This is a genomic window from Kitasatospora sp. NBC_01560 (genome assembly GCF_045208415.1).
Taxonomy (GTDB): domain Bacteria; phylum Actinomycetota; class Actinomycetes; order Streptomycetales; family Streptomycetaceae; genus Kitasatospora.
In genome coordinates this window covers 614,923-637,660 of sequence record NZ_CP109364.1, presented here as the reverse complement: position 1 = coordinate 637,660, position 22,738 = coordinate 614,923, and the positions used below count along the sequence as shown (strand labels likewise).

At 74.3% G+C, this 22,738-nt stretch carries 22 protein-coding genes; 17 read left to right on the top strand and 5 right to left on the bottom strand.

Translation table 11 applies throughout. The features are described from left to right. Positions 1–44: 44 nt before the first annotated feature. Entirely contained in the window at positions 45–962 is a 918-nt protein-coding gene (locus OH807_RS02630; RefSeq protein WP_406193370.1) for an alpha/beta fold hydrolase, read from the bottom strand. Between the two features lie 78 nt (positions 963–1,040). On the opposite strand from OH807_RS02630, the gene OH807_RS02625 reads away from it, so the two are divergent. Continuing rightward, on the top strand, positions 1,041–1,763 hold the full coding sequence (locus OH807_RS02625) for a TetR/AcrR family transcriptional regulator (RefSeq protein ID WP_406193367.1): 723 nt from the start codon (positions 1,041–1,043) through the stop codon (positions 1,761–1,763). A gap of 54 nt (positions 1,764–1,817) precedes the next feature. Here the strand turns inward: OH807_RS02625 and OH807_RS02620 are convergent, their stop codons facing one another. Further along, a complete protein-coding gene (locus tag OH807_RS02620) occupies positions 1,818–2,225 on the bottom strand; it encodes a glyoxalase/bleomycin resistance/extradiol dioxygenase family protein (RefSeq protein WP_406193364.1) in 408 nt (135 codons plus the stop codon). A gap of 66 nt (positions 2,226–2,291) precedes the next feature. Then, positions 2,292–2,969 (bottom strand): C40 family peptidase, encoded by a 678-nt coding sequence (locus OH807_RS02615; protein WP_406193361.1) that lies wholly within the window; start codon positions 2,967–2,969, stop codon positions 2,292–2,294. A 192-nt stretch (positions 2,970–3,161) separates the two neighbouring features. Between OH807_RS02615 and OH807_RS02610 the strand changes: the two genes are divergently transcribed. The 4 genes from OH807_RS02610 to OH807_RS02595 all read left to right on the top strand — a co-directional run bounded on the left by OH807_RS02610 (position 3,162) and on the right by OH807_RS02595 (position 9,384). After that, positions 3,162–3,566, top strand: a complete 405-nt coding sequence (locus OH807_RS02610; RefSeq protein ID WP_406193358.1) for a RidA family protein — start codon at positions 3,162–3,164, stop codon at positions 3,564–3,566. 322 nt (positions 3,567–3,888) lie between these two features. Next, positions 3,889–5,460, top strand: coding sequence for a class I adenylate-forming enzyme family protein (locus OH807_RS02605; protein ID WP_406193355.1), 1,572 nt, complete (start codon positions 3,889–3,891; stop codon positions 5,458–5,460). A gap of 415 nt (positions 5,461–5,875) precedes the next feature. Then, positions 5,876–9,079: a non-ribosomal peptide synthetase gene (locus OH807_RS02600; protein ID WP_406193352.1), complete on the top strand. Its 3,204-nt coding sequence runs from the start codon at positions 5,876–5,878 to the stop codon at positions 9,077–9,079. Next, positions 9,076–9,384 carry a hypothetical protein gene (locus OH807_RS02595; RefSeq protein ID WP_406193349.1) on the top strand — a complete coding sequence of 103 codons (309 nt, stop codon included), beginning with the start codon at positions 9,076–9,078 and terminating at the stop codon, positions 9,382–9,384. Before OH807_RS02600 ends, OH807_RS02595 begins: the two co-directional genes overlap by 4 nt. A gap of 229 nt (positions 9,385–9,613) precedes the next feature. On the opposite strand, the gene OH807_RS02590 is transcribed toward OH807_RS02595, so the two are convergent. Beyond that, a complete protein-coding gene (locus tag OH807_RS02590) occupies positions 9,614–11,251 on the bottom strand; it encodes a hypothetical protein (protein WP_406193346.1) in 1,638 nt (545 codons plus the stop codon). Between the two features lie 106 nt (positions 11,252–11,357). On the opposite strand from OH807_RS02590, the gene OH807_RS02585 reads away from it, so the two are divergent. The 12 genes from OH807_RS02585 to OH807_RS02530 all read left to right on the top strand — a co-directional run bounded on the left by OH807_RS02585 (position 11,358) and on the right by OH807_RS02530 (position 22,041). Further along, the gene (locus OH807_RS02585) at positions 11,358–11,624 is read left to right on the top strand and encodes a hypothetical protein (RefSeq protein WP_406192292.1); all 267 of its coding nucleotides are present in this window, start codon (positions 11,358–11,360) and stop codon (positions 11,622–11,624) included. Between the two features lie 50 nt (positions 11,625–11,674). Next, positions 11,675–12,808: an IS630 family transposase gene (locus tag OH807_RS02580; RefSeq protein ID WP_406192289.1), complete on the top strand. Its 1,134-nt coding sequence runs from the start codon at positions 11,675–11,677 to the stop codon at positions 12,806–12,808. A gap of 191 nt (positions 12,809–12,999) precedes the next feature. Continuing rightward, positions 13,000–13,341, top strand: coding sequence for an ArsR/SmtB family transcription factor (locus tag OH807_RS02575; protein WP_406193343.1), 342 nt, complete (start codon positions 13,000–13,002; stop codon positions 13,339–13,341). Positions 13,342–13,344: 3 nt separating this feature from the next. Next, positions 13,345–13,851, top strand: coding sequence for an SRPBCC family protein (locus OH807_RS02570; protein ID WP_406193340.1), 507 nt, complete (start codon positions 13,345–13,347; stop codon positions 13,849–13,851). Further along, positions 13,851–14,516, top strand: coding sequence for a dihydrofolate reductase family protein (locus OH807_RS02565; protein WP_406193337.1), 666 nt, complete (start codon positions 13,851–13,853; stop codon positions 14,514–14,516). The genes OH807_RS02570 and OH807_RS02565 overlap by 1 nt, the downstream gene beginning before the upstream one ends. A gap of 258 nt (positions 14,517–14,774) precedes the next feature. Then, positions 14,775–16,874 (top strand): NAD-dependent DNA ligase LigA, encoded by a 2,100-nt coding sequence (gene ligA, locus OH807_RS02560; protein WP_406193334.1) that lies wholly within the window; start codon positions 14,775–14,777, stop codon positions 16,872–16,874. 343 nt (positions 16,875–17,217) lie between these two features. Further along, positions 17,218–18,009, top strand: coding sequence for a putative protein N(5)-glutamine methyltransferase (locus OH807_RS02555; protein ID WP_406193331.1), 792 nt, complete (start codon positions 17,218–17,220; stop codon positions 18,007–18,009). Positions 18,010–18,244: 235 nt separating this feature from the next. Continuing rightward, positions 18,245–19,054: a GNAT family N-acetyltransferase gene (locus tag OH807_RS02550; RefSeq protein WP_406193328.1), complete on the top strand. Its 810-nt coding sequence runs from the start codon at positions 18,245–18,247 to the stop codon at positions 19,052–19,054. Positions 19,055–19,314: 260 nt separating this feature from the next. After that, positions 19,315–20,169: an NAD(P)H-binding protein gene (locus OH807_RS02545; protein WP_406193325.1), complete on the top strand. Its 855-nt coding sequence runs from the start codon at positions 19,315–19,317 to the stop codon at positions 20,167–20,169. A 142-nt stretch (positions 20,170–20,311) separates the two neighbouring features. Beyond that, positions 20,312–20,908 carry a DUF1772 domain-containing protein gene (locus OH807_RS02540; RefSeq protein ID WP_406193322.1) on the top strand — a complete coding sequence of 199 codons (597 nt, stop codon included), beginning with the start codon at positions 20,312–20,314 and terminating at the stop codon, positions 20,906–20,908. Between the two features lie 257 nt (positions 20,909–21,165). Continuing rightward, a complete protein-coding gene (locus OH807_RS02535; protein ID WP_406193319.1) occupies positions 21,166–21,678 on the top strand; it encodes a hypothetical protein in 513 nt (170 codons plus the stop codon). 150 nt (positions 21,679–21,828) lie between these two features. Then, the gene (locus tag OH807_RS02530; protein ID WP_406193316.1) at positions 21,829–22,041 is read left to right on the top strand and encodes an NADAR family protein; all 213 of its coding nucleotides are present in this window, start codon (positions 21,829–21,831) and stop codon (positions 22,039–22,041) included. 74 nt (positions 22,042–22,115) lie between these two features. Here the strand turns inward: OH807_RS02530 and OH807_RS02525 are convergent, their stop codons facing one another. After that, a complete protein-coding gene (locus OH807_RS02525; RefSeq protein WP_406193313.1) occupies positions 22,116–22,676 on the bottom strand; it encodes a TetR family transcriptional regulator in 561 nt (186 codons plus the stop codon). Between the last annotated feature and the right edge of the window lie 62 nt (positions 22,677–22,738).

Here is a 22,738-nt window from a genome sequence, read left to right as displayed (position 1 = left end):
GCGCCGGATCCACGGCCGAGTACGAGCGCCTCGGTGGCGCGGTCCTAGCTGCGCGCCGCCACGTCGGCCAGTGCGCGGATCTCGCCGGCGATGGTGGGCCAGACCGGTTCGGGCAGTTCGTGGCCGACCTCCGGCAGCAGCAGCTTGCGGGCGTTCGGGATCCGGGACGCGATCGCCGTCGCGGCGGCGGGCTTGATCAGGGGGTCGTCCGCGCCGTGCAGGACCAGTGTCGGCCGCCGGATGCCGCTGATCGGCCCGCTGTGCCACTGGGCGCCGATCTGGCGGCTCTGCGCCTGCTGGTCCTGCACGCCCGCGTCGGCGGTGCGCTCGGCGGCTTCCCGTGCGGCGCGCTCGTCGAAGGGGCGGGCCGGCGAGGCGAGCAGCCGGGAGACTTCGACACCGGCGGCGATCGCGCCCTCCCGGGTGTCGGGGAACTTCAGCTTGGCGAACTTCGCGAGGGTCCCCATCCGGATGAACCGCATGGTCCTCAGGCCCGCGACGTCGCCGGGAACCGCGGACATGGTCGTCACGGTCCGCACCCGGTCGGGGTGCCGCAGGGCCACGCGCTGGGCGATGGCGCCGCCGAGCGAGACGCCCAGCAGATGCGCGGATTCCCAGCCCAGCGCGTCCATGACGGCGATCGCGTCGTCCGCCATGTCCTCGGCCGTATAGGCCTCGCCGCGCCTGCGGAACAGCGCGGAGACGGGGTTCCTGGCAGCAACGGGCGGAAGGTGGGTCGACTCGCCGCCGTCGCGCTGGTCGTAGCGGGCGACGGCGAACCCCGTCTCGGCGAGCAGGTGGCACAGGCCGTCCGGGATCCAGAGCCGGTTGACGCCGAGACCGGTCATCAGCAGCAGCGGCTCCCCGTCGGTCCCCTCGGTGAGCCGGTCGTACGCGAGCTCGACCGGCCCGTTCTCGGCGAAGCGGACCGGGGTCCACGGGTGGGCGGCGGACTCGGACATGGCGACCTCCCAAAAAACTGCGATTGATGTTCGCAGTTTTAGCATAGGGGACGATCACAGGCAGCGGCACGACAGCGGATGAGAGCAGGTGCACGAGTGGCCCAGGAGCCCGTCATCGTCTGGACCCGGCCGGAGCGCGGCGCACGCGGGCCCGCCGCCGTGCACACCCGCGCGGAGTTGGCCGAGGTCGCCGTCCGGCTGGCGGACCGGGGCGGCCTCGCGGCCGTGTCCATGCGCCAGGTCGGCGCGGAGCTCGGCACCGGCCAGGCGTCGCTGTACCGCTACCTCGGCTCCCGCGACGACCTCCTCGACCTGATGACGGACGCGGTCGCGGGCGAGATCGACCTGGACGTCCCGCTCACCGGTGACCCGGTCGAGGACCTGGCCGCCCTCGCGGTCCGGGCGAAGGACGCGCGGCTGCGGCACCCCTGGCTCGTCGACGTACCTCCGGAGCCACTCCGGATCGGCCCGAACGGGATGGACTTCCTGGAGTACGCGCTCCGGGCGCTCGCCCCGGCCGGGCTGCCCGGCCGGACCGGCATGGAGATCGTCGCCCTGCTGAACGCCCTGACCGAGCAGTTCTCCCGCGCCGAGTTGCAGACCGACCGCGGACTCACCGGCCGCCAGGGGGCGCAGGCCGCGTACCTCGGCGAGACGGCGGCCCGGGGCGGGCACCCGCACGTCGCAGCGGCCATGGCCGAGCAGTCGGAAGCGGACCCGGCGGAGGACGGGCAGCTGCGGTTCGCCCGGATCGTGCGGCGGGCACTCACCGGCCTCATCGCGCAGGGGGCCGGCTCCTGAGTTCCGAACGGCTCCACCGCCACGCCACGGAGGGCAGGGTCCTGACGCAGGTGCTCAGGAGGACTGCAACTCGATGAGCCGGCCGTCCGGGTCGCGGAGATGGGCGGTGCGCAGGTTCGGCCCCCACGCGGGGCGGTCGGTGGCGACGGCGGCGAGGACGCCGCCGTTGCGCAGGCAGAGCGCGAGCGCCTCGTCCACGTCGGCCACCCGGAACACCAGCATGGTGCTGTCCTGCACGGCCGGGGGCTCGGCGGGGAACTCCACGGTGCCCACGGTCAGGGCCATCAGCGCGCGGTCGCAGAGGGCGAGCACGGCCCGGTCGGCGACCTCCCAGTCGGCGTACGGGCCCCCGGCCGACCCCTTGGCCAGGGTGGCGCCGGTCAGCGGCGGAAGGACCGCGTCGTAGAACTCGAAGCACTCGGCGAAACGGGCGACGAGCAGGCGGTTGTACGGGGCGTCCACGACGGGCTCCTGAGGGGTCGGCGGCGCGCCGCGGTCGGGCGCGAGCGGGGCGGGGGCGTGCCCCGGTCAGGCCCGGGTGCCGAGGGGGACCGGACGGCGGGCGCCGGCGAACTCGGGGGCCCAGCGGGGGTGCTCGAACACCCCGGGGAGGCGGGCGACGAGGGTGCCGGTGTGCTCCGCGTGGATCATCGCGCCGCCGCCCACGTGGATGCCGACGTGGTGGAGCGGGGCGTCCGGGCGGGAGAAGAAGAGCAGGTCGCCGGGGAGCAGGTCGGCGCGGTCCACCGGGGCGGACCGGTTGAACTGGGCGACGGTGTAGTGCGCGAGCTCCACGGCGCCGCCGCTGGCCAGGTACCAGCAGTACAGGGTGAGCCCGCTGCAGTCGAAGCCGACGGTGCTCTCACCGAGGCAGCCGCCGTCGAGGTAGCCGTTCTCCTCGTCGCAGAAACCGAGGCCCGGGCCCAGCCGGTCACCGCCGCCCCAGGCGTACGGCACCCCGAGCTGGGCGGCGGCCACCCGGACGGCCTCCGCGCCCCGGGCGGCGGGTCCGTCGGCCGCGTCCGGCGCGGGCCCGCGGGTGGTGGCCGGGGCGGGCCCGGGTGCGGCCTGCGCCGGACCGGTGGCCTGTGCGTGACCGGTGGCCTGCGCCGGACCGGAGGCCAGGGCCGGGGCGAAGCCGGCGCCGAGGGCCAGCCCCAGCATCCGGCGCCGGTCGATGCCCCGTTGCGGGCGCGGATCTGCCATGGCGAACCCCTCGGTCGGTGGTGGGGGTACCAGGATCCCGGTCCGACGGCCCGGCCCGCCATCACCCGCAACGGTGAACCTCGTCCGTGGCGGCCCGGGCGCCGCAAGGAGGCTGCGGGTAAATGCTTTGACGGGTGCTCGGGTACCGCCAACGATGAGGCGCAAACGCCCGTTCGACCCCCGGAGTGCCTCATGACCAGCGCCGTCCGGTTGATCCGGAACCCTCTGCTCACCCAGGCCGTGGACTACGCGTACGCTGCGGCCGTCGACGCCCCGGTCCGCTCGCTCTGGCTGGCCGGCGCCTGCCCGCTCGACGCCGAGGGGCGGACGGTCGCGGTCGGCGACTACGAGGCCCAGGCCCACCAGGTGATGCGGAACCTGATAACCGTGCTGGAGGGCGAGGGCGCCGCGCTCACCGACCTCGTCCGCACCACGGTGTACGTCGCCTCCGCGGACCGGCGTGACCTGGTGAAGGTGTGGGAGGTCTACCGCTCCTACCTGGGGAGTCATGACGTCCCCAGTACGCTGCTGGGCGTCTCGGTGCTGGGGTACGACGGCCAGCTGGTCGAGGTGGAGGCGGTCGCCGTGCTGTCCTGACCGGAGGTCGGCCGTGGGTGCGTTCCGGTGGGCGCGTTCCCGACGGCGGGCGGGCGCTGCCGCGCCGAACGGTCGCGCTCCCGACGGCGGGCGGAGCCTGTCGGGCCCTTGGCCGGGGAAGATCGATCCGAATCCTTGACCCCATAGATGGTCTATGCCAATCTCTCAGCCAGGTCTGGACCAATACCCCATGGAGAGGTGTTCGGGGCTGACCTGAAGGGTAACGGGGAACGTGTCAAGTGCCATGTACAGAACTGTCGTTGGCGAAAATGGAACCGCCGGGGAGCCGTCGGCCGTGCCGGCCCGGCCACGGTCGCGTGCGATGCGCGACCGTGCGGACCGCGGAGACCGCGGAGACCGTGGAGACCGTGGAGACCGTGGACTCACCGTTCACGGGCTGCTGGAGCTCCGGGCGCAGGCGCAGCCGGACCGGACGGCGATCAGCACCGACGGCGGCCGGGAGCTGACCTTCGCCCAGTGGCAGGAACGCTCGACCGCGGCGGCCGTCGCCCTGGTCCGACGCGGCGTCCGGCCCGGCGACCGGGTCGGCCTGCTCTTCGGGCTGCGCGACTGGCCGGACTTCGCCGTCCACTACTGCGCGGTGACCAGGGCGGGAGCCGTCGCGGTACCCGTCTCGGACCGGCAGCCGCCCGAGGCGGCCGGGTACCTGCTGGGCCACTGCGAAGCCGCCGGCCTGATCGCCGGACCGACCGCCGCCGCCCCCGCCGGGCCGTGGTGGACCACCACCCCGGAGGAACTCGCCGCGGAGGCCGAGGGAGTGCTGCCGAGCCTGCCCGCGGACCGGGCCGAGGACGTGACCGCGGCCGGACGGCTGCCCCGGGTGGGCCCGGAGATGCTCGCCCAGGTGCTCTACACCTCCGGCACCACCAGCCGGCCCAAGGGCGTACTGGCCACCCACGGCAACATGGTCCACGGCACCCGGCCGGGCGCGCGGCACCGCCCGCTCACCCACTCCGAGGAGTTCCTGCACTCCTTCGCGGTCGGCACCAACGCCGGGCAGACCATGCTGATCAACGCCCTGGACGCGCACCCGGCCGCCCTGGTCGCCGCCCACTTCACCCCGGGCCGGTTCGCCCGCCTGATCGCACAGCGGAAGGTCGGCAGCGTCTTCGTCGTACCGGCGATGGCCGCCGAGCTGCTGAACGCGGGGGTGCACACCCGCTTCGACCTCTCCTCCGTCCGGTTGCTCGGCTCGACCGCGGCCGCGCTGCCGCCCACCGTGGCCACCGCGCTCACCAGAGCGTTCCCGAACGCCACGGTCGTCAATTACTACACCTCCACCGAGGCGGCGCCGGCCCAGACCGCGATGGTCCACGACCCGGACCGCCCCACGGCGCTCGGGCTCGCCGCCCGCGGCAGCGTCATGGTGGCGGGGCCCGACGGCCGCCCGCTGCCGGCGGGGGAGACCGGTGACGTCCACCTGCGGTCCCCGGGGGCCCAGCGCGCCTACTACCGGGACGCCGAGGCGGGCGCGAGCGTGTTCCGGACGGGCTGGGTGCGGATGGGTGACGTCGGCTTCCTGGACGAGGACGGCTACCTGCACCTGGTGGACCGTGAGTCGGACGTCATCAAGTCCGGGGCGTACAAGGTCTCCACGCTCCAGGTCGAGGCGGCCGCGCTGGAGCACCCGGCGGTCGCCGAGGTGGCCGTCGTCGGCCTCCCGCACCCGGTCCTCGGGATGAGCGTCGGAGCGGCCGTCGTCCCGCTCGCCGGCGCGGACTTCGACCCGGCGCAACTGCGCACCTTCCTGGCCGGCCGGCTGGCCGCCCACGAGATCCCCGCCCGGATCACCACGCTCGACGCACTGCCGCGCAACGAAGGCGGCAAGCCGCTCAAGCGCGCCGTGCGCGACCTGCTCGCAGCCCCGGCCTGACCGGGCTCCGGTACGGCCCGCAGGCCCGTTCAATCCTCGCCCCCGGCTACCGCCCTCACCGTTCCGGCGTACCCGCCGTCGCCCGTGCCCGCCGACTCCGCCGCACCCGCCGTCCGCGGCGGCACACCGGCCGGCCGGTGCACCCCGCCCTCCACGGCGTACCCCGCCGTCCGCGGCACATCTGTCGCCCGCGCTCGCCTGCCGTCCACGGCGTACCCGTCGTCGCCCGGGGCCGCCGGGCGCCGCCCCGCGTGCTTCCCCGTCCGTGGTACCTCCCGACCCCTGAAGCGAGTTGTCGATGCCCGACCGCACTCCTGAAACGGAGCCGACCGCACAGCCGGCCGCCGCCGTGAACCCCGGCCCCACTCCGGCGCCGCACGCTCCGGCGCCGCACGCTCCGGCACCGCCCGCGGCCGTGCCCGCGTCCCCCGCCCAGCAGGGCATCTGGCTCACCGAACGCCTCGGCGCCGCCCGCACCGGCTTCCACCTGCCGCTGCGGATCACCTTCGACCGGGTGGAGACCGCCGCCCTGACCGCCGCCTGCGCCGCCGTCGCCGACCGGCACCCGGCCCTGCGCGCGGTGCTGGCCGAGCACGAGGGCGGGCTGGAGCTCCGTCCTGGCGCAGCCGGGTTCGCCGTCACCGAGGTCGACGCGGCCGCCGACGGGCCGGAGGGGTTGGCCGAGCTGCTCGCCGAGGAGACCGCCCGGCCGTTCGACCTGGCGGCCGGTCCGCTCGCCCGCTTCACCCTCTTCCACGGTGCCGACGGGTGCGCCGACCTGCTGATCGTCGCTCACCACGCCGTGTTCGACGGCAGTTCCAAGGACATCCTGCTCGCCGACCTGGCCAGCGCCTACAACGCCCTGGTCGCCGGCGCCCCGGCCCCTGCCGGGCCCGGCGAGTACCGCTTCGCGCGCCCGCCCGTAGCGGACGCGGCCCTGGTCCGGGAGGCGGCCGACTGGTTCGCCCCGCGCTGGTCCGACTCCGCCGCCGTGCTGCTGCCGGGCGTTCGCCGCACCGCGCACGGCGCCGGCCCCGGCGAGGCCGTCACCCGCAGGCTGGACCCCGCCGTGCTCGGCGCGGCCGCGCGCAGCTGCGGGGTGAGCACCTTCGAGTTCCTGCTCACCGCCGTGCACGTCCTGCTCCGCCGGTACGGCAACACCGACACCCCGGTCTCCCTCCCGCTCTCCACCCGCACGCCCGACCTGGCCGGCGAGGTCGGCCCGTTCGTCAACGAGCTGCCGCACCACGCGCCGCCACCGCCCGCGGGTGAGGCGGCCGGCGGGTTCGCCGGGTACGCCGCCGCCGTCCGGGCCGGGCTGCGCGAGCTGTACCGGTTCCGGACGGTGCCGTTCGGCACCGCCGTCGCCGGGCTCACCCCGCGGGTCGGGCTCACCCCGGTCTCCTTCGGTTACCGGCGCACCACCGGGACGACGGGCGCCGCCACCGCACCAAGCGGCCCGCCGGCCGGCCCCGGCGAGGCGGAGTTCACCGGCAGCCGCGTCCGCGTCGACCGGATGCTGTTCAACGGCACCGCGCGCAACACCCTGCACATCCAGGCCGTCGACGCCCCCGACGGGCTCCTGCTCAGCCTCCAGTACGACCCGTCGGTGGTCGCCCCCGAGGCGGCCGAGCGGATCGCCGGGCACCTCGACACCCTGCTCGGCGCCGCCGTCGCCGACCCGGCCACCCCGCTCGACGCGCTGCCGCTGCTCGGCGCCGCCGAGCTCCACCTGGTCACCGAGGCCTGGAACGACACCGCGCGCCCCTACCCGGCGGACCGCACCGTCGTCGACCTGTTCGACGCCAGGGCCGAGGCCGCCCCGCACGCCGTCGCCGTCACCGCCGCCGACGCCACCCTCGACTACCGCGAACTGCGCGAGCGGTCCGTCGAACTCGCCGGCCGGCTGGCCGCCCTCGGGATCGGCCCCGGCTCCCTGGTCGCCCTCCACCTCGACCGCACCGCCCGGCTCCCCGTCGCCCTGCTCGCCGTGCTCCGCGCCGGCGCCGGCTACCTGCCGCTGGACCCCGGCTACCCCGCCGACCGGCTGGCCTTCGTCCTCGCCGACTCCGGCGCCGCCCTGCTGCTCACCGACGGCGAACTCGCCGCCGAGGTCGCGGCCGCCGCCCCCGTGGTGCTGCGCCTCGACGAGCCGGTGGGCCCCGGCGCCGCGACCGAGCCGACCGTCCCGCCCCGGCCCGAGGACCGCGCGTACGTCCTCTACACCTCCGGCTCGACCGGCCTGCCCAAGGGCGTCGAGGTCGGGCACCGTGCCCTGGTCAACCTGCTCTCCGCCTTCGCCGACCTGCTCGGCTCCGGGGCGGACGACGTCTGGCTCGGCCTCACCTCGCTCTCCTTCGACATCTCCGGCCTGGAGCTCTACCTGCCGCTCGTCACCGGGGGGCGGCTGGTGCTCGCACCCGACGGGCTCGCCCTGGACGGCCCGGGCCTGAACGCCCTGATCCGCCGGGAGAACGTCACCCACGCGCAGGCCACGCCGTCCGGCTGGCGGGTGATCCTGAGCGGGGCCGACGACGCAGGCCCGGGGTCCGGCTTCGCAGGCCCTGGGTCCGGTCTCGCAGCCCCGGGGTCCGGCCTCGCCGCCGTCACCGGCCTGGTCGGCGGCGAGGCCCTGCCACTGCCGCTGGCCCGCGAGCTACGGGCCCGCACCGCCCGGCTGTTCAACGTCTACGGGCCCACCGAGACCACCATCTGGTCCACCTGCGCCGAGATCCCGCCCGGGCCGGAGGCGGTCGGCATCGGACGCCCGATCGCCAACACCCGCGCCCACGTGCTCGATCCGGCCCGCCGCCCACTGCCCGTCGGCGTGGCCGGTGAGCTCTACCTCGGCGGCCACGGCGTGGCGCACGGCTACCTGGGCCGGCCCGAACTCACCGCCGAGCGCTTCGTCGAGGATCCGTTCGGCGGGCCCGGTGACCGGCTCTACCGGACCGGCGACCTGGCGGCGTGGACGGCGGAGGGCGAACTCGACTTCCTCGGCCGGATCGACCACCAGGTGAAGATCCGCGGCCACCGGATCGAGCTCGGCGAGATCGAGGCCCGGTTGCTGGAACACCCGGCCGTCGCGGAGGCCGCCGTCACTGTGGACCAGGACGCGGCGGGCGAGGCCCGGCTGGTCGGCCACCTGGTCGCCGACCCGTCCGCCGGGGAGCTGCCGACGCCCGCCGACCTGCGTGAGCACCTGCGGCGGACGCTGCCCGGCTCCATGGTGCCGCAACTGTTCGTGCCACTGGCCGCGATGCCGCTGACGCCCAACGGCAAGCTCGACCGGCGGGCCCTGCCGGCGGCCGCCGCTGTGGCTCCCGGTCCGGTCGCGGCTCCGGGCCCGGTCGCGGCTCCGGGCCCGGCCGCCGCCCTCGATCCGGTCGCGGGCCTCGATCCGGTCGCGGCCGAGCTCAGCGCGATCTGCTCGGAGGTGCTCGGCATCCCGGACATCGACGGGGACGAGGACCTGTTCGACCTCGGCGCGCACTCGCTGATGTTCATCCAGATCGCGGCCCGGGCCCGCAAGTCCTTCGGCGTGGAGCTCGACCTCGACGTCTTCTTCGACACCCCGACCGTGGCCGAGATCGCCGAGGCCGTGAAGGAGCTCCAGTGACAGACCTGTTGACCACCGGGCAGTCGGGCACCGGGCAGGTGGCCGAGCGGCGGACGGGCCTGACGGCCGTACTCGCCGGCATCGTCTCCGAGGCCAACGACGGAGAACCGACGCCGGCCGCGCTGCTGGCCGCCGCCGACACGCCGTTCGTCGCCCTCGGCGTCGGCTCGCTCGCACAACTCCGCCTGGTGGAGGCGGTGGAGACGCGCTACGAGGTGTTCCTCGACCTCGACGGGGACGGTGACTTCCTGCGCAGCCTCACCGCGCTCGCCGACCACCTCGTGACCGACCACGGCGTGACCTGAAACGGCGTGACCCGACACGGCGGTGCGGAGCGGGGGACGGTGCGGGCCCAGAGATCGTCTTCGACGATCGGATCCGGCGCAGGCCGGGGCGATGGCGGCGGCTGCCTGGTAGGCCCGGCGGCTCCCGTCGTCGGGCCCGGCCGGGCCCGCCCGGCGTCCGGTCCGCCCCCGGTCCGCCGCCGTGGCGGGCCGGGGGCTTCGGCGCGCCCTCGGCGGGCGGCGGTGGTCCTCAGTCTTCCGCGGCGGCTGTCACCCGGTCCTCCACCGCACGGAGGAACGGTTCCACCTCGGCCGCCGGGAAGTGCCGGGTGTCCACGAGCAGGGAGGCGACCGCCTCGCCGTCGCGGTGGGCCAGGCCGAAGAAGAACTTGCTGTCCTGCCGCGCCCACCGCGAACGCCACTCGAACCGCCCGGCCGGCAGCGCGCCCGGCGCCACCGGCTCCGGCGCCGGGCCGCCGCCGGCCGGCCGCTCCGGCTCCCGGTGGTCGTTGAAGAGCGCGTTGAGGTCCATCGCGGTGCCACGCCGCTTCTCCTCCGCGAGTACGGCCGCGGCCAGCGCCCCCGGGTCGTAGTGGCCGTGCCGGGAGGTCTGCAGCTGCGAGCGCCAGGCCTGCCGGGCGGCCTCCTCGAAGTCACCCGTGGCGGCGAGCACCACCAGGCCGTTCTGGGCGAAGGCGCCGACCGCCGTCCGCTGCTCCTCGCTCACCCGGTTGCCGAGAATCACCTTCAGCGGCACCGCGGTGGCCCCCGTCCGCGCGCCCAGCTCCAGCCCGACGGCGGCCAGCACCACGGCGCCGGCGGAGGTACCGGTGCGGACGGCGGCCACCCGGCTCGCCCGGTCCAGCCGCGGGCAGACGAGCAGCCCCTCCCACCACCGTTCGACCTCTTCGGTGCCGCCTCCCGGCCCACCGGTGCGGTCGGTCACGATGCGGTCGGTGGTGGCATGGTCGGTGACGGTGCGGTCGGTGGCGACGGGCTCGGTGGCGACGGGCTCGGTGACGGCCACCTCCGGCCAGAGCGAGGCCGGGATTCCGGCCAGTTGGCGACCCCAGAGGGCCACCGCCGCCGCGCTCCGGGCGGTGGCCTGCGCGCCCGCCTCGTACGCGGCCTGCTCCATGGGCCGGCGACCGGGCACCGGGGGCGGCAGCGTGCCGGGGCGGCGGTGCTGCTGGGCCAGGAGACGGCGGAGGTCGTCCCGGATCACCTGGGCACCGGTGCCGTCGGCGGCGATGTGGGCGACGGTCACGACGGCCCCCGCGACCAGCCCGTCCACCAGGACGGCGCTGACCCGCACCGGGAGCCCCTCCCGATCGGTTGCGGCGGCGCCGGCCCGGGAGGGGCAGCTGGCGTCCGGGCAGGCGGTGTCGCCGCACGCGGGATCCGGGCACGCGGGATCCGGGCACACCGCCCGCGGGCACCCGCAGGCCGGTGCCGCGAGCAGGTGGAACCGGACGGCCCGGTCCTCGGCGGCGACCCGCTCCAGCGCGGTGGCCAACGGCTCGTCGGCGACCGGCTCCACCGGCCGGACGCGCAGGGTGCCGGCTCCGCGCAGGACCTGCTCCAGCCCGCCGTCGGCGGTGGTGCGGTACACCGTGCGGAGCGAGTCGTGCCGTTCCAGCAGCGCCCGCACGGCCGAGCCGAAGGCAGCCGGCCCGACCGGACGGCGCAGCTCCACGGGCAGGGCGATGTTGAAGTAGTGGTCGTCCGGCGCGTACCAGGAGATCGGCGCCCAGATGGTCCGTTGGCCCCAGGTCGCCGGGCCGGCGCTGTGGGTGAGCCCGTCGAACCGGATCTCCAGCCACCTGTGCTCCGGTCGCCCGTCGCCTGTTCTGTCGCCTGTTCTGTCGGCTCTTCCGTCGTCGTCCATCGAGGAGTCCCCCGTTCGCGGCCACCGAAGGTGGTTCAGACCAATGTGTGGCACCGGATCCTAGTGCCGCATCAGACAACGTTCGCCCCGCCGGTACGGTCGGGGCATGAGTGCCATTTCGCAGCCGACCCTCGATGAGATCGAAGACCGTTTTGTTGCTCTTGTCGAGGGTCGGCTGACGCGGGACGAGGTCGACCGCTGGGCCGCAGGGTGGGTGACACAGGACGAGTTGGACTGGGACGACCTGTCCTGGTGGGCGTTGAGCCTCCTTCATGGCATCGATCTCTTCGAGGGGCCGGGCGGCGGCTACCTGCATGACGACGAGCAGGTTCGGCTGTGGCTCGCTGAGCTGAGGAAGCGTCGGATGGCGTGAACTGATCCCGGAGCTGGAATGGATGGTGCCGGTCACGGCAAGCTCTCTGCGTGGCTGAGCGTGTGAGGGTGCGCGAGATCGATGACGACGAGGGGCAGCGACTGCTGCGGATCATCCGCCGGGGAACGGGGTCGGTGGTGACTTGGCGGCGGGCCCAGATGGTGCTGTTATCGGCCCAGGGCATGGACGTGGCCAAGATCGCTGAGGTGACGTTCACCAGCCCCGACCGGGTCCGTGACGTGATCCACAACTTCAATGGCGACGGCTTCGCCTCGCTCTACCCGAAGTACCAGGGCGGCCGGCCCAGGACGTTCACCCTGCCCGAGCGACGTGAGATCAAGAAGATCGCCAAGTCCAGGCCGGTCGAGCACGGCCTGCCGTTCTCGACCTGGAGCCTGGTCAAGCTGGCCGACTTCCTGGTCGCCGAGGGGGTGGTCGACGACATCAGCCACGAGGGCCTGCGCATCCTGCTCCGCGAGGAAGGCGTCTCCTTTCAACGCCTGAAGACCTGGAAGACCTCGAAGGATCCCGACTACGCGGTCAAGAAGGCTCGTGTCGAGCACCTCTACGCCATCGCCGACGGCGAGGTCCTGCCCGAGCCAGGCGAGCCCGAGGTCGTGTTCTGCCTGGACGAGTTCGGGCCGCTCAACCTCCAGCCCCACCCCGGCCGGCAATGGGCTGAACGCGGCGGCAGACACAAGGAGCCCGACCGTGAACCCCGACGGCGCCGCCGGGCGACCTACACCCGCCCGCACGGGGTGCGGCACCTGTTCGCTGCCTACGACCTGGGCAAGGACCAGCTCTACGGCCACATCAAGCCGAGGAAGCACCGCACCAGGTTCCTGGAGTTCTGCCGATACCTGCGCAGCCTCCACCCGCCCCGGACCCGCATCGCCATCGTGCTCGACAACTACTCGCCCCACCTGAGCACGAAGAAGGACACCAGAGTCGGCGACTGGGCCGCGGCCAACAACGTCGAGTTCGCCTACACGCCCACGAACAGCTCATGGCTGAACCGCATCGAGGCCCAGTTCACCGCCCTGCGCTACTTCGCTCTCGACGGTACCGACCACCCCAGCCACAAGGCCCAGGGCAGCATGATCCGCCGCTACATCATCTGGCGAAACAAGCACGCCGCCGACAAGCGCCTCCGCACGGTGATCAACAGGGCGAACGTTGCCTGATGCGGCACTAGTGCGGTCCGCCGCGCGATCTGAATCCCCGAGTCCTGCTCGCGACAGGTGGATCGGCCCCTCGGGGAGGCCGAGCCGCAGGTCGCTTCCGGCTGACGCCGGCCGCCGCCCTCGCCGTCCGGGAGGACTCGCCGGGTGCCTCCCCGCTCGACATATTCCCATATGGGTATACGATGGCTGCCATGGCACGAGCAGCGACGACCTCGGACGTCTTCAACGCGATAGCCGAACCGCAGCGCCGCGACATCCTGGCGCTGCTGCAGGCGGGTGAGCGGCCGGTGACCGAGCTGGCCCAGGAGCTGGGGATGACCCAGCCGGGGGCGTCCAAGCACCTGCGGGTGCTCCGGGAGGTCGGGCTGGTCCGGGACCGCAAGGTGGGCAAGCAGCGCCTCTACGGCCTGGACGCCCGCGGGCTGCGACCGGTCCACGACTGGGTCGGCGGGTTCGAGCGGTTCTGGAACGAGAGCTTCGACCGGCTGGATGCCTACGTCCAGGAGCTCAAGCGGACACAGCAGGAGGAATGACCGATGGCAGGCGCAAGGCAGGAAACGTACGGGGAGCCGGCGACGGCAGGCCGGGAGATCGTGATCTCCCGGGTCATCGACGCCCCGCGGGAGCTGGTGTTCGAGGCGTTCACCGAAGTCCGCCACCTGTCGCAGTGGTGGGGGCCGGAGGGGTTCACCACCACCACGCGGTCCTTCGAGTTCCGTGAGGGCGGGGAGTGGGTCTTCGTGCTGCACGGGCCGGACGGGACGGACTACTCCGAGTGGATCCGCTGGCAGCGGATCGCCCCGCCGGAGCGGATTGCGCTGCTGCACGGTGAGTCCCGCGACGACCCGAACGCCTTCGAGTCGGTCCTGACCTTCGCGGCGGACGGCGCGGCGACCCGGATCGAGATGCGCACGGTGTTCCCCACCGAGGAGCTGCGCGACGAGGCGGTCGAGAAGTACCACGCGGTCGAGGGCGGCCGCCAGACGCTGAACAACCTGGCCGCCTACGTCACCACCACCGTGCGGAAGGGGGCCGAGGGCTGATGGCCGGCAAGGTGTTCTTCAGCGTGTCGATGTCGCTGGACGGGTTCGTCGCGCCCGAGTCCGTGCCCGGTGGGGACGTCTTCGGGCCGGGGAGGCAGGACGATCCGCAAGTCCGGCGCTGGTTGGCCCAGTGGACGGAACTGCAGCAGTGGGTCTTCCCGCAGCGGTTCTTCCGGGAGAACGTGGGCTTCGGCGCGGGCGGCGAGGAAGGGCGCGACAACGACATCCTGCGGGAGACGTTCGAGCGCACCGGCGCGAGCGTCATGGGCAAGCGCATGTTCGACCTCGGTGAGCAGTCCTGGCCGGAGGATGCGCCGTTCCACACCCCGGTGTTCGTCGTGACGCACACCGGGCGTGACCCCTGGGAGCGGCTCGGCGGCACCACGTTCCACTTCGTCAACGACGGCATCGAGCGCGCCCTCGACCGGGCTCGCGAGGCCGCCGGTGACCGCGACGTCCGGATCGCCGGCGGCGGGACGACGATCCTGGAGTACCTGAACGCCGGCCTGGTCGACGAGTTCTCGATCGCGGTGTCGCCCGTGCTCTTCGGCTCCGGCACCCGCCTGTTCGACGGCGTGGACGCGTCCCGGATCGCGCTGGAGCCCATCCGTTCGGAGCCGTCGTCGCGGGTGACACACCTGACGTACGCGGTGCACCGGCGGTAGCCGCGGCACCGCCCCACTCCAGCGGGACCGTTCACGCGTCCGGCTCGTGAACGGTCGGGGCGCCCTGACCGGTCGGAGGGCCGGCGAGGCCCGAACGCCGAAGCCCGGCCGGCGGGCCTGCGCGGCGACGGTCTCGAAGCCCGCGGCCCGCTGGGGCCCGCCAGGCCCGCTGACCTGCGGCTCCGCGGCCGGTGCCGCTCCGCCCGTCGGCCGTTCACCCCGGGCCGATTGTCAGTGGTGGGCGCGATGATGGGCAGTATGAAGGACGCAGCCACCATGGCCTCTCCCGCTGCCCTGGCGTCTCCGGACGCCTACGCCGACGCCGTCGCCACCGCTGTGCGGGCCGCCGCGGCGTACTACGCCGACGGCTCCACGCCGCTCGGCGACGACGAGTACGACGCCCTGGTGCGCACCATCGAGGCCTACGAGGCCGGGCATCCGGCGGAGGTGCTCCCGGACTCGCCGACCGGCAAGGTGGCCGGCGGCGCGGCGGTCGGCGACGTCCCGCACTCGGTGCCGATGCTCTCGCTCGACAACGTCTTCTCGGCGGAGGAGCTGGAGGCCTGGGCGGCCGGTCTGGAGCGGCGGTTGGGCCGCCCGGTGGCGGCCTGGTGCGTGGAGCCGAAGCTGGACGGCCTCGCGGTCGCCGCCCGCTACCGGGCCGGCCGGCTGACCACGCTGCTGACCCGCGGCGACGGCCTCGCCGGCGAGGACATCACGCACGCCGCCGACGCCGTCCTCGGCCTGCCGCAGCGGCTCGCCGAGCCGGTCGACGTCGAGCTTCGCGGGGAGGTCCTGCTCACCCAGGAGCAGTTCGAGCACGCCAATGCCGTCCGGACGGAGCACGGGGCCACCCCGTTCGCCCACCCGCGCAGTGGCGCGGCCGGCACGCTGCGCGCCAAGGACCGTCCGTACCGGGTCGAGCTGACCTTCTTCGCGTACGGGGCGGTCGGCCTGCCGGGCCTCGGCCACAGCGCGCTGCTGGCGCGGCTGGCCGAGCTCGGCGCCGGCACCGCGGCCGCCACCGCCGCCGAGCCGCGGCGCTGCACCACGCTGGACGAGGTGCGGCAGCGGATCGACGGGATCGCCGCGCTGCGCGCCGCGCTGCCGTTCGGGATCGACGGCGTGGTGGTGAAGGCCGACGCGGTCGCCGACCAGGAGGAGGCCGGCTCCGGCTCCCGGGCCCCGCGGTGGGCGGTCGCCCGCAAGCTGAAGGCCCAGCACAAGGTGACCAGGCTGCTCGCCGTCGAGTGGAACGTCGGCCGGACGGGCATCATCGCGCCCCGCGCCGTCCTGGAGCCGGTGGTCGTCGACGGCGTCACCGTCACCTACGCCACCCTGCACAACCCGGCCGACATCGAACGCCGTGGCCTGATGCTCGGCGACCAGGTGTTCGTCTACCGGGCGGGCGACGTCATCCCGCGGGTCGAGGCGCCGCTCGTCGACGAGCGGACCGGCGCCGAGCAGCCGATCGAGTTCCCGCAGGCCTGCCCGCGGTGCGGCGACGCCATCGACACCTCCGAGCAGCGCTGGCGCTGCGTGCGCGGCCGAGGCTGCCAGGCCGTCGCCTCGATCATCTACGCCGCCGGGCGCGACCAGCTGGACATCGAGGGGCTCGGCCGCACCCGGGCCGTCCAGCTGGTCGAGGCCGGGCTGGTCGCCGACCTGGCCGACCTCTTCACCCTCACCCGCGAGCAGCTGCTCACCCTGGACCGGATGGGTGACACCAGCGCCGACAACCTGATCGCCGCCCTCGGTGCCGCCCGCTCCCAGCCGCTGAACCGGGTCTTCTGCGCGCTCGGCATCCGGGGCACCGGCCGGACGATGTCGCGCCGGATGGCGGCGCACTTCGGGAGCATGGCCGCGATCCGGGCCGCCGACGCCGAGGCGCTGGCCGGGGTGGCCGGTATCGGGGTGGAGAAGGCGGCCGTCATCGTGGCCGAACTCGCCGATGTGGCAGGGCTGCTGGACCGGCTCGCCGCGCAGGGCGTGGGCACCGCCGTGACCGCGCCCGTGGTCGCCGCGCCCGCCACGGCCCCCGGTGCGGACACCGGTGCGGAGGCGGACACCGGTACGGAGGCGGACACGGGTGCGGCGGGAGCGTCGGCGCCGCTGGCCGGCCAGAGCGTCGTGGCCACCGGCACGATGACCGGACCGCTGGCGAAGCTGTCGCGCAACGAGGTGAACGAGCTGATCGAGCGGGCCGGTGGCAAGGCCTCCTCGTCCGTGTCCAAGCGCACCACGCTGCTGGTCGCGGGGGAGAAGGCCGGCTCCAAGCGGGCCAAGGCCGAGGAGCTGGGCGTCCGGATCGTCAGCCCGGAGGAGTTCGCCGAGCTGGTCGCCGAGCAGCTGGTCTGAGCGCGCGCGGGCGCCGGGTGCCCGGGCCGACGGGACGCCCTGGTGAGCGCGTCGGCCGCCCCGGCGCCGCGGGGCGCCGCAACGGCGCCGGCCGTCGGGCCTGATGACCACCGGAGGCCGGCGCTGTGGCAGGGGGAGGGCGTGCGATAGGGTGGCGGAGCCGAAAGTGACTGCGGACTCGGGGAGGTGAGACCCATTACCGGTGTGTCGGAGCGGGTGCTCCCGGGGAATCGTCGCGGTGGCGTGCTGCCGCACCTCTAGAGGTGCGGGCCGGTTCGGTGACGGTCCCTCGGGGATCCCTGGCGGATGATTCTCTCCGCCAGTTGTTCGAGGGGTTCTTCTTTTGTCTGTTTTCTCTTCTTCTCGGTTGCGTTCGTCGGTGGTTTCGCGTCTGCGTGCGGCCGGATGCGTGTTCGCCGAGGATGAGGCGCGCATACTGCTCGATGCCGCGGCCACCCCGGCCGAGCTGGCCGTGATGGTCCGCGCCCGCGCCGAGGGACGCCCGCTGGAGCACGTGGTCGGCTGGGCGGAGTTCGGCGGCCTGCGGATCGCCGTGGACGCGGGCGTCTTCGTGCCCCGGCGCCGCAGCGAGTTCCTGGTCGAGACCGCGGCCGGGGTGACGCCCGGCGGAGCGCTCGTGGTCGACCTCTGCTGCGGCAGCGGAGCACTGGCCGCAGCCCTGGCCGCCCGGGTCCGCGGGCCGGTCGAGGTCTATGCGGCGGACGTCGACGCGGCCGCCGTCGCCTGCGCGCGCCGGAACCTGGCCGGTACCGGGGGCCGGGTGTTCCACGGCGACCTCTTCGACCCGCTGCCGGCCGCCCTCCGCGGCCGGATCGACGTCCTGCTGGCGAACGTCCCCTACGTGCCGACCGGTGACATCGCGCTGCTGCCGGCCGAGGCCCGCGTGCACGAGGCGCGGCCGGCACTGGACGGCGGCGCGGACGGGCTGGACGTGCTGCGCCGGGTCGCGGCGGAGACACCGCAGTGGCTGGCGCCGGGTGGGTCACTGCTGTTCGAGACCAGCGAGCGGCAGGCCCCGGCGGCGCTGGCCGTGGCCGGGGCCGCGGGCCTGGAGGCGGTTCTCGGTTGGTGCGAGGACCGCGACGCGACCGTGGTGACCGCCACCCTCCGGTGACGTGCGCCGTGACGTGCGCCGCTACCGCCCGTCGGCGGTAGCGGTCGGCGGCACCCGTCGGCGGCACCCGTCGGCGGTAGCGGCGGGCCGGCAGGCTGCCGGTGGCACGGCCGGCCCGGCTGTCCTTCGGGGCCCGGGCCGGGCCGGCCGACCACCGGCAGCTTGCCGGGACACCCGGCGGGAGCGCCCCGAATTCTGGTTGCCGCGCAGGTCCGCGAGGTGATGGAGTGCCCGCATGAACACTGATCATGACAAGTTGCTGGCCCTCCTCGACGCCCGGATGCGCCGTGGCGCCAGGGCGGCGACGCCCGCCGCCCTGGTCGAGCGGACACCGGCGGTGGTCCGTCAGAGCGGGCCCGAGAGCGTCTGGAACGGCATCCTCTGGTCGGACCTCGACGCCGGGACGGCCGACGCGGAGATCGCCGAGCAGGTCCGCCACTACACCGGCCTCGGCCAGGACTTCGAGTGGACGCTCTACGCCCACGACCGCCCGGCCGACCTGGCCGACCGCCTGACCGCCGCGGGCTTCACCCCGGAGGATTCCGAGACCCTGGTCGTCGCCGGGATCGCGGACCTCGTCCGCCGGACGGAGGGGACGGCCGCGCCGGCCGGCATCGAGCTGCGCGAGGTCACCGACGAGGCGGGCGTGGCGCAGGTGGTGGCCGTCCACGAGGCGGCGTTCGGCACCGACGGCACCCGGCTGGGCCGCCGCATCCTGGCCCAGCTCGCCGAGACCCCGGAGACCTTCCGCGTCCACCTGGCCATCGCCCACCAGGACGGCCGGGAGATCCCGGTCTGCGCGGCCCGGACGGAGCTGTACTCCGGCACGGGCTTCGCGGGCCTCTGGGGTGGCGGCACCCTCGCCGAGTGGCGCGGGCGCGGCGTCTACCGCGCGCTGGTCGCCCACCGGGCCCGGATCGCCGCCGACCTCGGGTACGAGTACCTCCGGGTCGACGCCTCCGACCAGAGCCGGCCGATCCTGGAGCGCCTGGGCTTCGCCGTGCTGACCACCATGACCCCGTACCAGTACCGCCTGAAGGGCTGATCCGGCAGCCGGGCCGCCGTTCCCGCCCGGCGGCGCCGTCCCACCGTTGATCCCGGCCTGCCTCCGGGCTTGTCCATGCCGCTGTCGCTGACCTTGCCGCTGACCCTGCCGTTGCGCCTGACCCTGCCGTTGCCGCTGCGCCGGACGCGCCGCCGCCGCGTCCCCCGTGGTCGGCTCGTCCGGGCCGCGTAGACGCGTGCATATGGAGCTGAGTCTGGCGGCTATGGCTCGTCGGGCCGGACCGGAATTGACTGGTTGCCATGACGGATGACACGCAGAACACGCAGAACACGCAGCAGCACCCCGCCGCCCCGCTCGTCCTGGTGACCGGAGGGACGGGCAAGACCGGGCGGCGCGTCGCCGAGCGCCTGGCCGCCCGCGGTCGGGCGGTCCGGACCGGCTCGCGCAGCGCCCCGGTCCCGTTCCACTGGAACGACCGGAGCACCTGGGCGCCCGCGCTGGAGGGGGTCGGCGCGGTGTACCTGTCCTACTACCCGGACCTCGCCTTCCCGGGGGCGGTCGAGACGGTCGGCGCCTTCTCCCGGCTGGCGGCGAAGGCCGGTGTGGAGCGGCTGGTGCTGCTCTCGGGCCGCGGGGAGGAAGCCGCCCTGGCCGCCGAGCGGGAGGTGCGGGAGGCCGGCACGGCCTGGACCGTGGTGCGCTGCGCGTGGTTCGACCAGAACTTCGACGAGAGCTTCTTCCTCGATCCCGTTCTCGCAGGCGAGTTGGCCCTGCCTACCGGGGAGGCGAGGGAGCCGTTCGTGGACGCGGGCGACATCGCCGACGTCGCGGTGGCGGCGCTGACCGAGGACGGTCACCACGGCGAGGTGTACGAGCTGACCGGGCCGCGCCTGCTCTCCTTCGCCGACGTCGCGGCCGAGCTGTCCGCGGCCACCGGGCGCGAGATCCGCTTCTCGGCGGTGAGCGTCGAGGAGTACCGGGCGGTGCTGGCCGTGGCGGGGCTCCCCGGTGAGTTCGCCGACCTCTTCACACTGATCCTCGACGGCCGCAACGCCCGCCTGGCGGACGGCGTCCGACGGGCGCTGGGCCGCGAGCCCCGGGACTTCACCGACTTCGCCCGGGCGGCAGCCGCCACCGGGGTCTGGAACGTCTGAGCCGCACCGCGGCGCGCCCCGTCCCGCTGCGTCCCGCCCGCATTCCCGCCGCACCCCTGCCCTCCCGAACCGCCGCTGCCCGCTGCCCGCTTCCGGTCCCCGCCGGCCGCTCGCCGGGGGCCGGACGACCGAAGGAATCCCGATGCGCCACGACCGGAACGCCACCATTGCCCCCACCACACCTGCCGCCACCACCGCTGCCGCACCCCTGGGCGCCACCGGGCCGGCGGTGGCCGGGCGCAGCCGGGCGGCCGGGCCGGTGCTGGCCACCGCGACGGTGGCGATGGGCCTGATGGCAGGCCTCTTCTTCGCCTTCGACGTGTCCGTGATGCCGGGCCTGGCCGCCGGCGACGACCGCACCTACGTCACCGCGATGCAGAACATCAACAAGGCCATCGGGAACGGTCTCTTCGGGCTGGTCTTCGTCGGGGCGTTCGCCCTCACGGCAGTCGCGGCCTGGCTCCAGTACCGCGCCGGCCGCCGGAGTGCGGCGCTCTGGGCCGGTCTCGCGACCCTGCTCTACGTGGCCGCGCTGATCGTCACCATGGGCGTGGACATCCCGCTCAACAACGAACTGGCCGGGGCCGGTGACCCCGCGGGGATCCAGGACTTCGCCGCGGTGCGCACTCGTTTCGAGTCCACCTGGGTGGCGACCAACATGCTGCGGACGGCGTTCTGCACGGCGGCGCTGGCCGCGTTGACCCGCGCCCTGCTGCTGCACGCCCGCCCCGCCCGCTGACCCGCACACCTGCACACCTGCACACCTGCACACCGGCCGAGCCGCCCGCGGGCCCGCCCGCGGACCGCCCGCCGACCCGGCTCGGGTCGGCGGGCCCGGCTCGTCGGGTCGCGTTCCCCGAGCGGTGCCGTGCGCCTCTGCGCCCCCTTCGTGCTGTCGGCCAAGTCGCCTGTGGTGCCGGTGACTTGGCCCACCGGGGTGGGTTCTAGAATCATTGCGGCCCACAGCGACCACCGGGGAAGGGGGCGGCAGCCACCGTGAGTCCCGCACTGCGACCGTTCCGCGTCGAAGGAAAGGCGATCCAACTCGCCAAGTACCTCGCGGAAGAGAAGATCGGCGATCTCGTCGGCTGTTCCTGCATCGGCAACGAGGTGACCATCGACCTGTCCGACACGCACTACCTGATCAGCCTGGTCGACCTGGACGGGGCGTTGCGTCTGAACTTCCACATGACGCACGACGGCCCGGCGCACGCCCGCTCGTGGAGCCGCAGACTGCCGGCCGGCGCAGGGCCGCGCGAGATCGCCCGCCGGATCGCCATGGACGTCGCGACCCTCGGCCGCGAGCTCGCTCCCCTGCGCGACAACCCCCCGACGCCCAGGACACCCCCGACGCCCAGGACGCCCCCGGCCCCGCGGACACCCCCGACCCCCAGGAAGCCCCCGACGCCCAGGAGTTCAGCCGCACCGCGGACACCACCGGCGTCGGGCCCCGAGGCGCCTCCCCCGGCCCCGGGCGCACCCCGGCCGCCCCGGGTGTCCCCGTCCTAGCGCTGTGATCGGCAGCGTCCACCGGGTCGGCGGTGCCGGCAGCCGAGGCGGTGGGACGGGTCGAAGGTGGTGAGAGACGGGCGAAACCGGTTGCGGGTGCGGCCCGCTGCCTGAGACCGTGCGGGTTCCCGCAACTGCGACGAGGCTTCCATGACGATCTACTTCTACGGCGCGGACGAAGCCCCCTACGGTTGCTTCTCCAACTTCTCCGCGCATGACCTGGAACTCGACGGGCAGGTCTGGCCGACCTTGGAGCACTACTTCCAGGCCCAGAAGTTCATCGGCACCCGCCATGCCGATCTCGTCCGTCGAGCTCGCACGCCGCTGCGCGCCGCCGAACTGGCATGCTCGGCCGGATCCTGATGCGCACTCGCCATCGGCTCCGCACCGAAGGCCACGGTCGGCTCGGGTAGCCACCGGCCCGCCACCTCGGTCGTTCAGTTCCGGATGAGTTCGCAGAAGCGGTCCAGGGCGCGGTCGGTGCGGTGGCGGTCGCCGGTGGTCGTGAGATCGAAGAGGAGACCCCGGATGACGGCCATGACCAGCGTGGGAGTCACGGTGTCGTCGGGGCCGGTGGCGATCTCGCGGAACGCGGCGCCGAGGGTGGGGAACCAGCCGGTGATCGCCTCTGCCTGCTGCGGGTAGTTCTCGGGGTGGGCGAGGCCGTCGGCGTGCACCTCGAAGAAGAGGCGGACGAAGGCGGCGCGCTCCGGTGCGCTGATCCAGGCCCAGATGCCGCGCAGGCGTTCCTCCGGTGAGCCTGCCTCCGCGGGGAGGTGATCGGCCAGTCGCGTCGCACCGCGGCGGCGGGCCTCGGCGAGGACGGCGGCCACCAACTCCTGCTTGCTGCCGAAGTCGTAGAGCAGCATCCGCGGGCTGGTGTCGAGAGCCGCGGCGAGCGGCCGCAGGCTCAACCCGGCCAGGCCGTGACCCAGCACGTAGTCGGTCGCTCGTGCCAGCGTGCGCTCCCGCCGGGCGGGATCTGGGGGTCGCCCCATGGTGGATCGTCCTTTCCGGGCTGCGGATGTGAGCCTGCGTCAGTATATGGTACGACTGTTTC

Excerpts from the sequence above, each read along its gene's own strand:
- OH807_RS02605 (WP_406193355.1), top strand. The coding sequence starts at position 3,889 with ATGCGCGACCGTGCGGACCGCGGAGACCGCGGAGACCGTGGAGACCGT.
- OH807_RS02585 (WP_406192292.1), top strand. The coding sequence starts at position 11,358 with ATGAGTGCCATTTCGCAGCCGACCCTCGATGAGATCGAAGACCGTTTT.
- OH807_RS02625 (WP_406193367.1), top strand. The coding sequence starts at position 1,041 with ATGAGAGCAGGTGCACGAGTGGCCCAGGAGCCCGTCATCGTCTGGACC.
- OH807_RS02530 (WP_406193316.1), top strand. The coding sequence starts at position 21,829 with ATGACGATCTACTTCTACGGCGCGGACGAAGCCCCCTACGGTTGCTTC.
- OH807_RS02590 (WP_406193346.1), bottom strand. The coding sequence starts at position 11,251 with ATGGACGACGACGGAAGAGCCGACAGAACAGGCGACAGAACAGGCGAC.
- OH807_RS02570 (WP_406193340.1), top strand. The coding sequence starts at position 13,345 with ATGGCAGGCGCAAGGCAGGAAACGTACGGGGAGCCGGCGACGGCAGGC.
- OH807_RS02565 (WP_406193337.1), top strand. The coding sequence starts at position 13,851 with ATGGCCGGCAAGGTGTTCTTCAGCGTGTCGATGTCGCTGGACGGGTTC.
- OH807_RS02545 (WP_406193325.1), top strand. The coding sequence starts at position 19,315 with ATGACGGATGACACGCAGAACACGCAGAACACGCAGCAGCACCCCGCC.
- OH807_RS02610 (WP_406193358.1), top strand. The coding sequence starts at position 3,162 with ATGACCAGCGCCGTCCGGTTGATCCGGAACCCTCTGCTCACCCAGGCC.
- ligA (WP_406193334.1), top strand. The coding sequence starts at position 14,775 with ATGAAGGACGCAGCCACCATGGCCTCTCCCGCTGCCCTGGCGTCTCCG.
- OH807_RS02630 (WP_406193370.1), bottom strand. The coding sequence starts at position 962 with ATGTCCGAGTCCGCCGCCCACCCGTGGACCCCGGTCCGCTTCGCCGAG.
- OH807_RS02550 (WP_406193328.1), top strand. The coding sequence starts at position 18,245 with ATGAACACTGATCATGACAAGTTGCTGGCCCTCCTCGACGCCCGGATG.
- OH807_RS02615 (WP_406193361.1), bottom strand. The coding sequence starts at position 2,969 with ATGGCAGATCCGCGCCCGCAACGGGGCATCGACCGGCGCCGGATGCTG.
- OH807_RS02525 (WP_406193313.1), bottom strand. The coding sequence starts at position 22,676 with ATGGGGCGACCCCCAGATCCCGCCCGGCGGGAGCGCACGCTGGCACGA.
- OH807_RS02540 (WP_406193322.1), top strand. The coding sequence starts at position 20,312 with ATGCGCCACGACCGGAACGCCACCATTGCCCCCACCACACCTGCCGCC.
- OH807_RS02575 (WP_406193343.1), top strand. The coding sequence starts at position 13,000 with ATGGCACGAGCAGCGACGACCTCGGACGTCTTCAACGCGATAGCCGAA.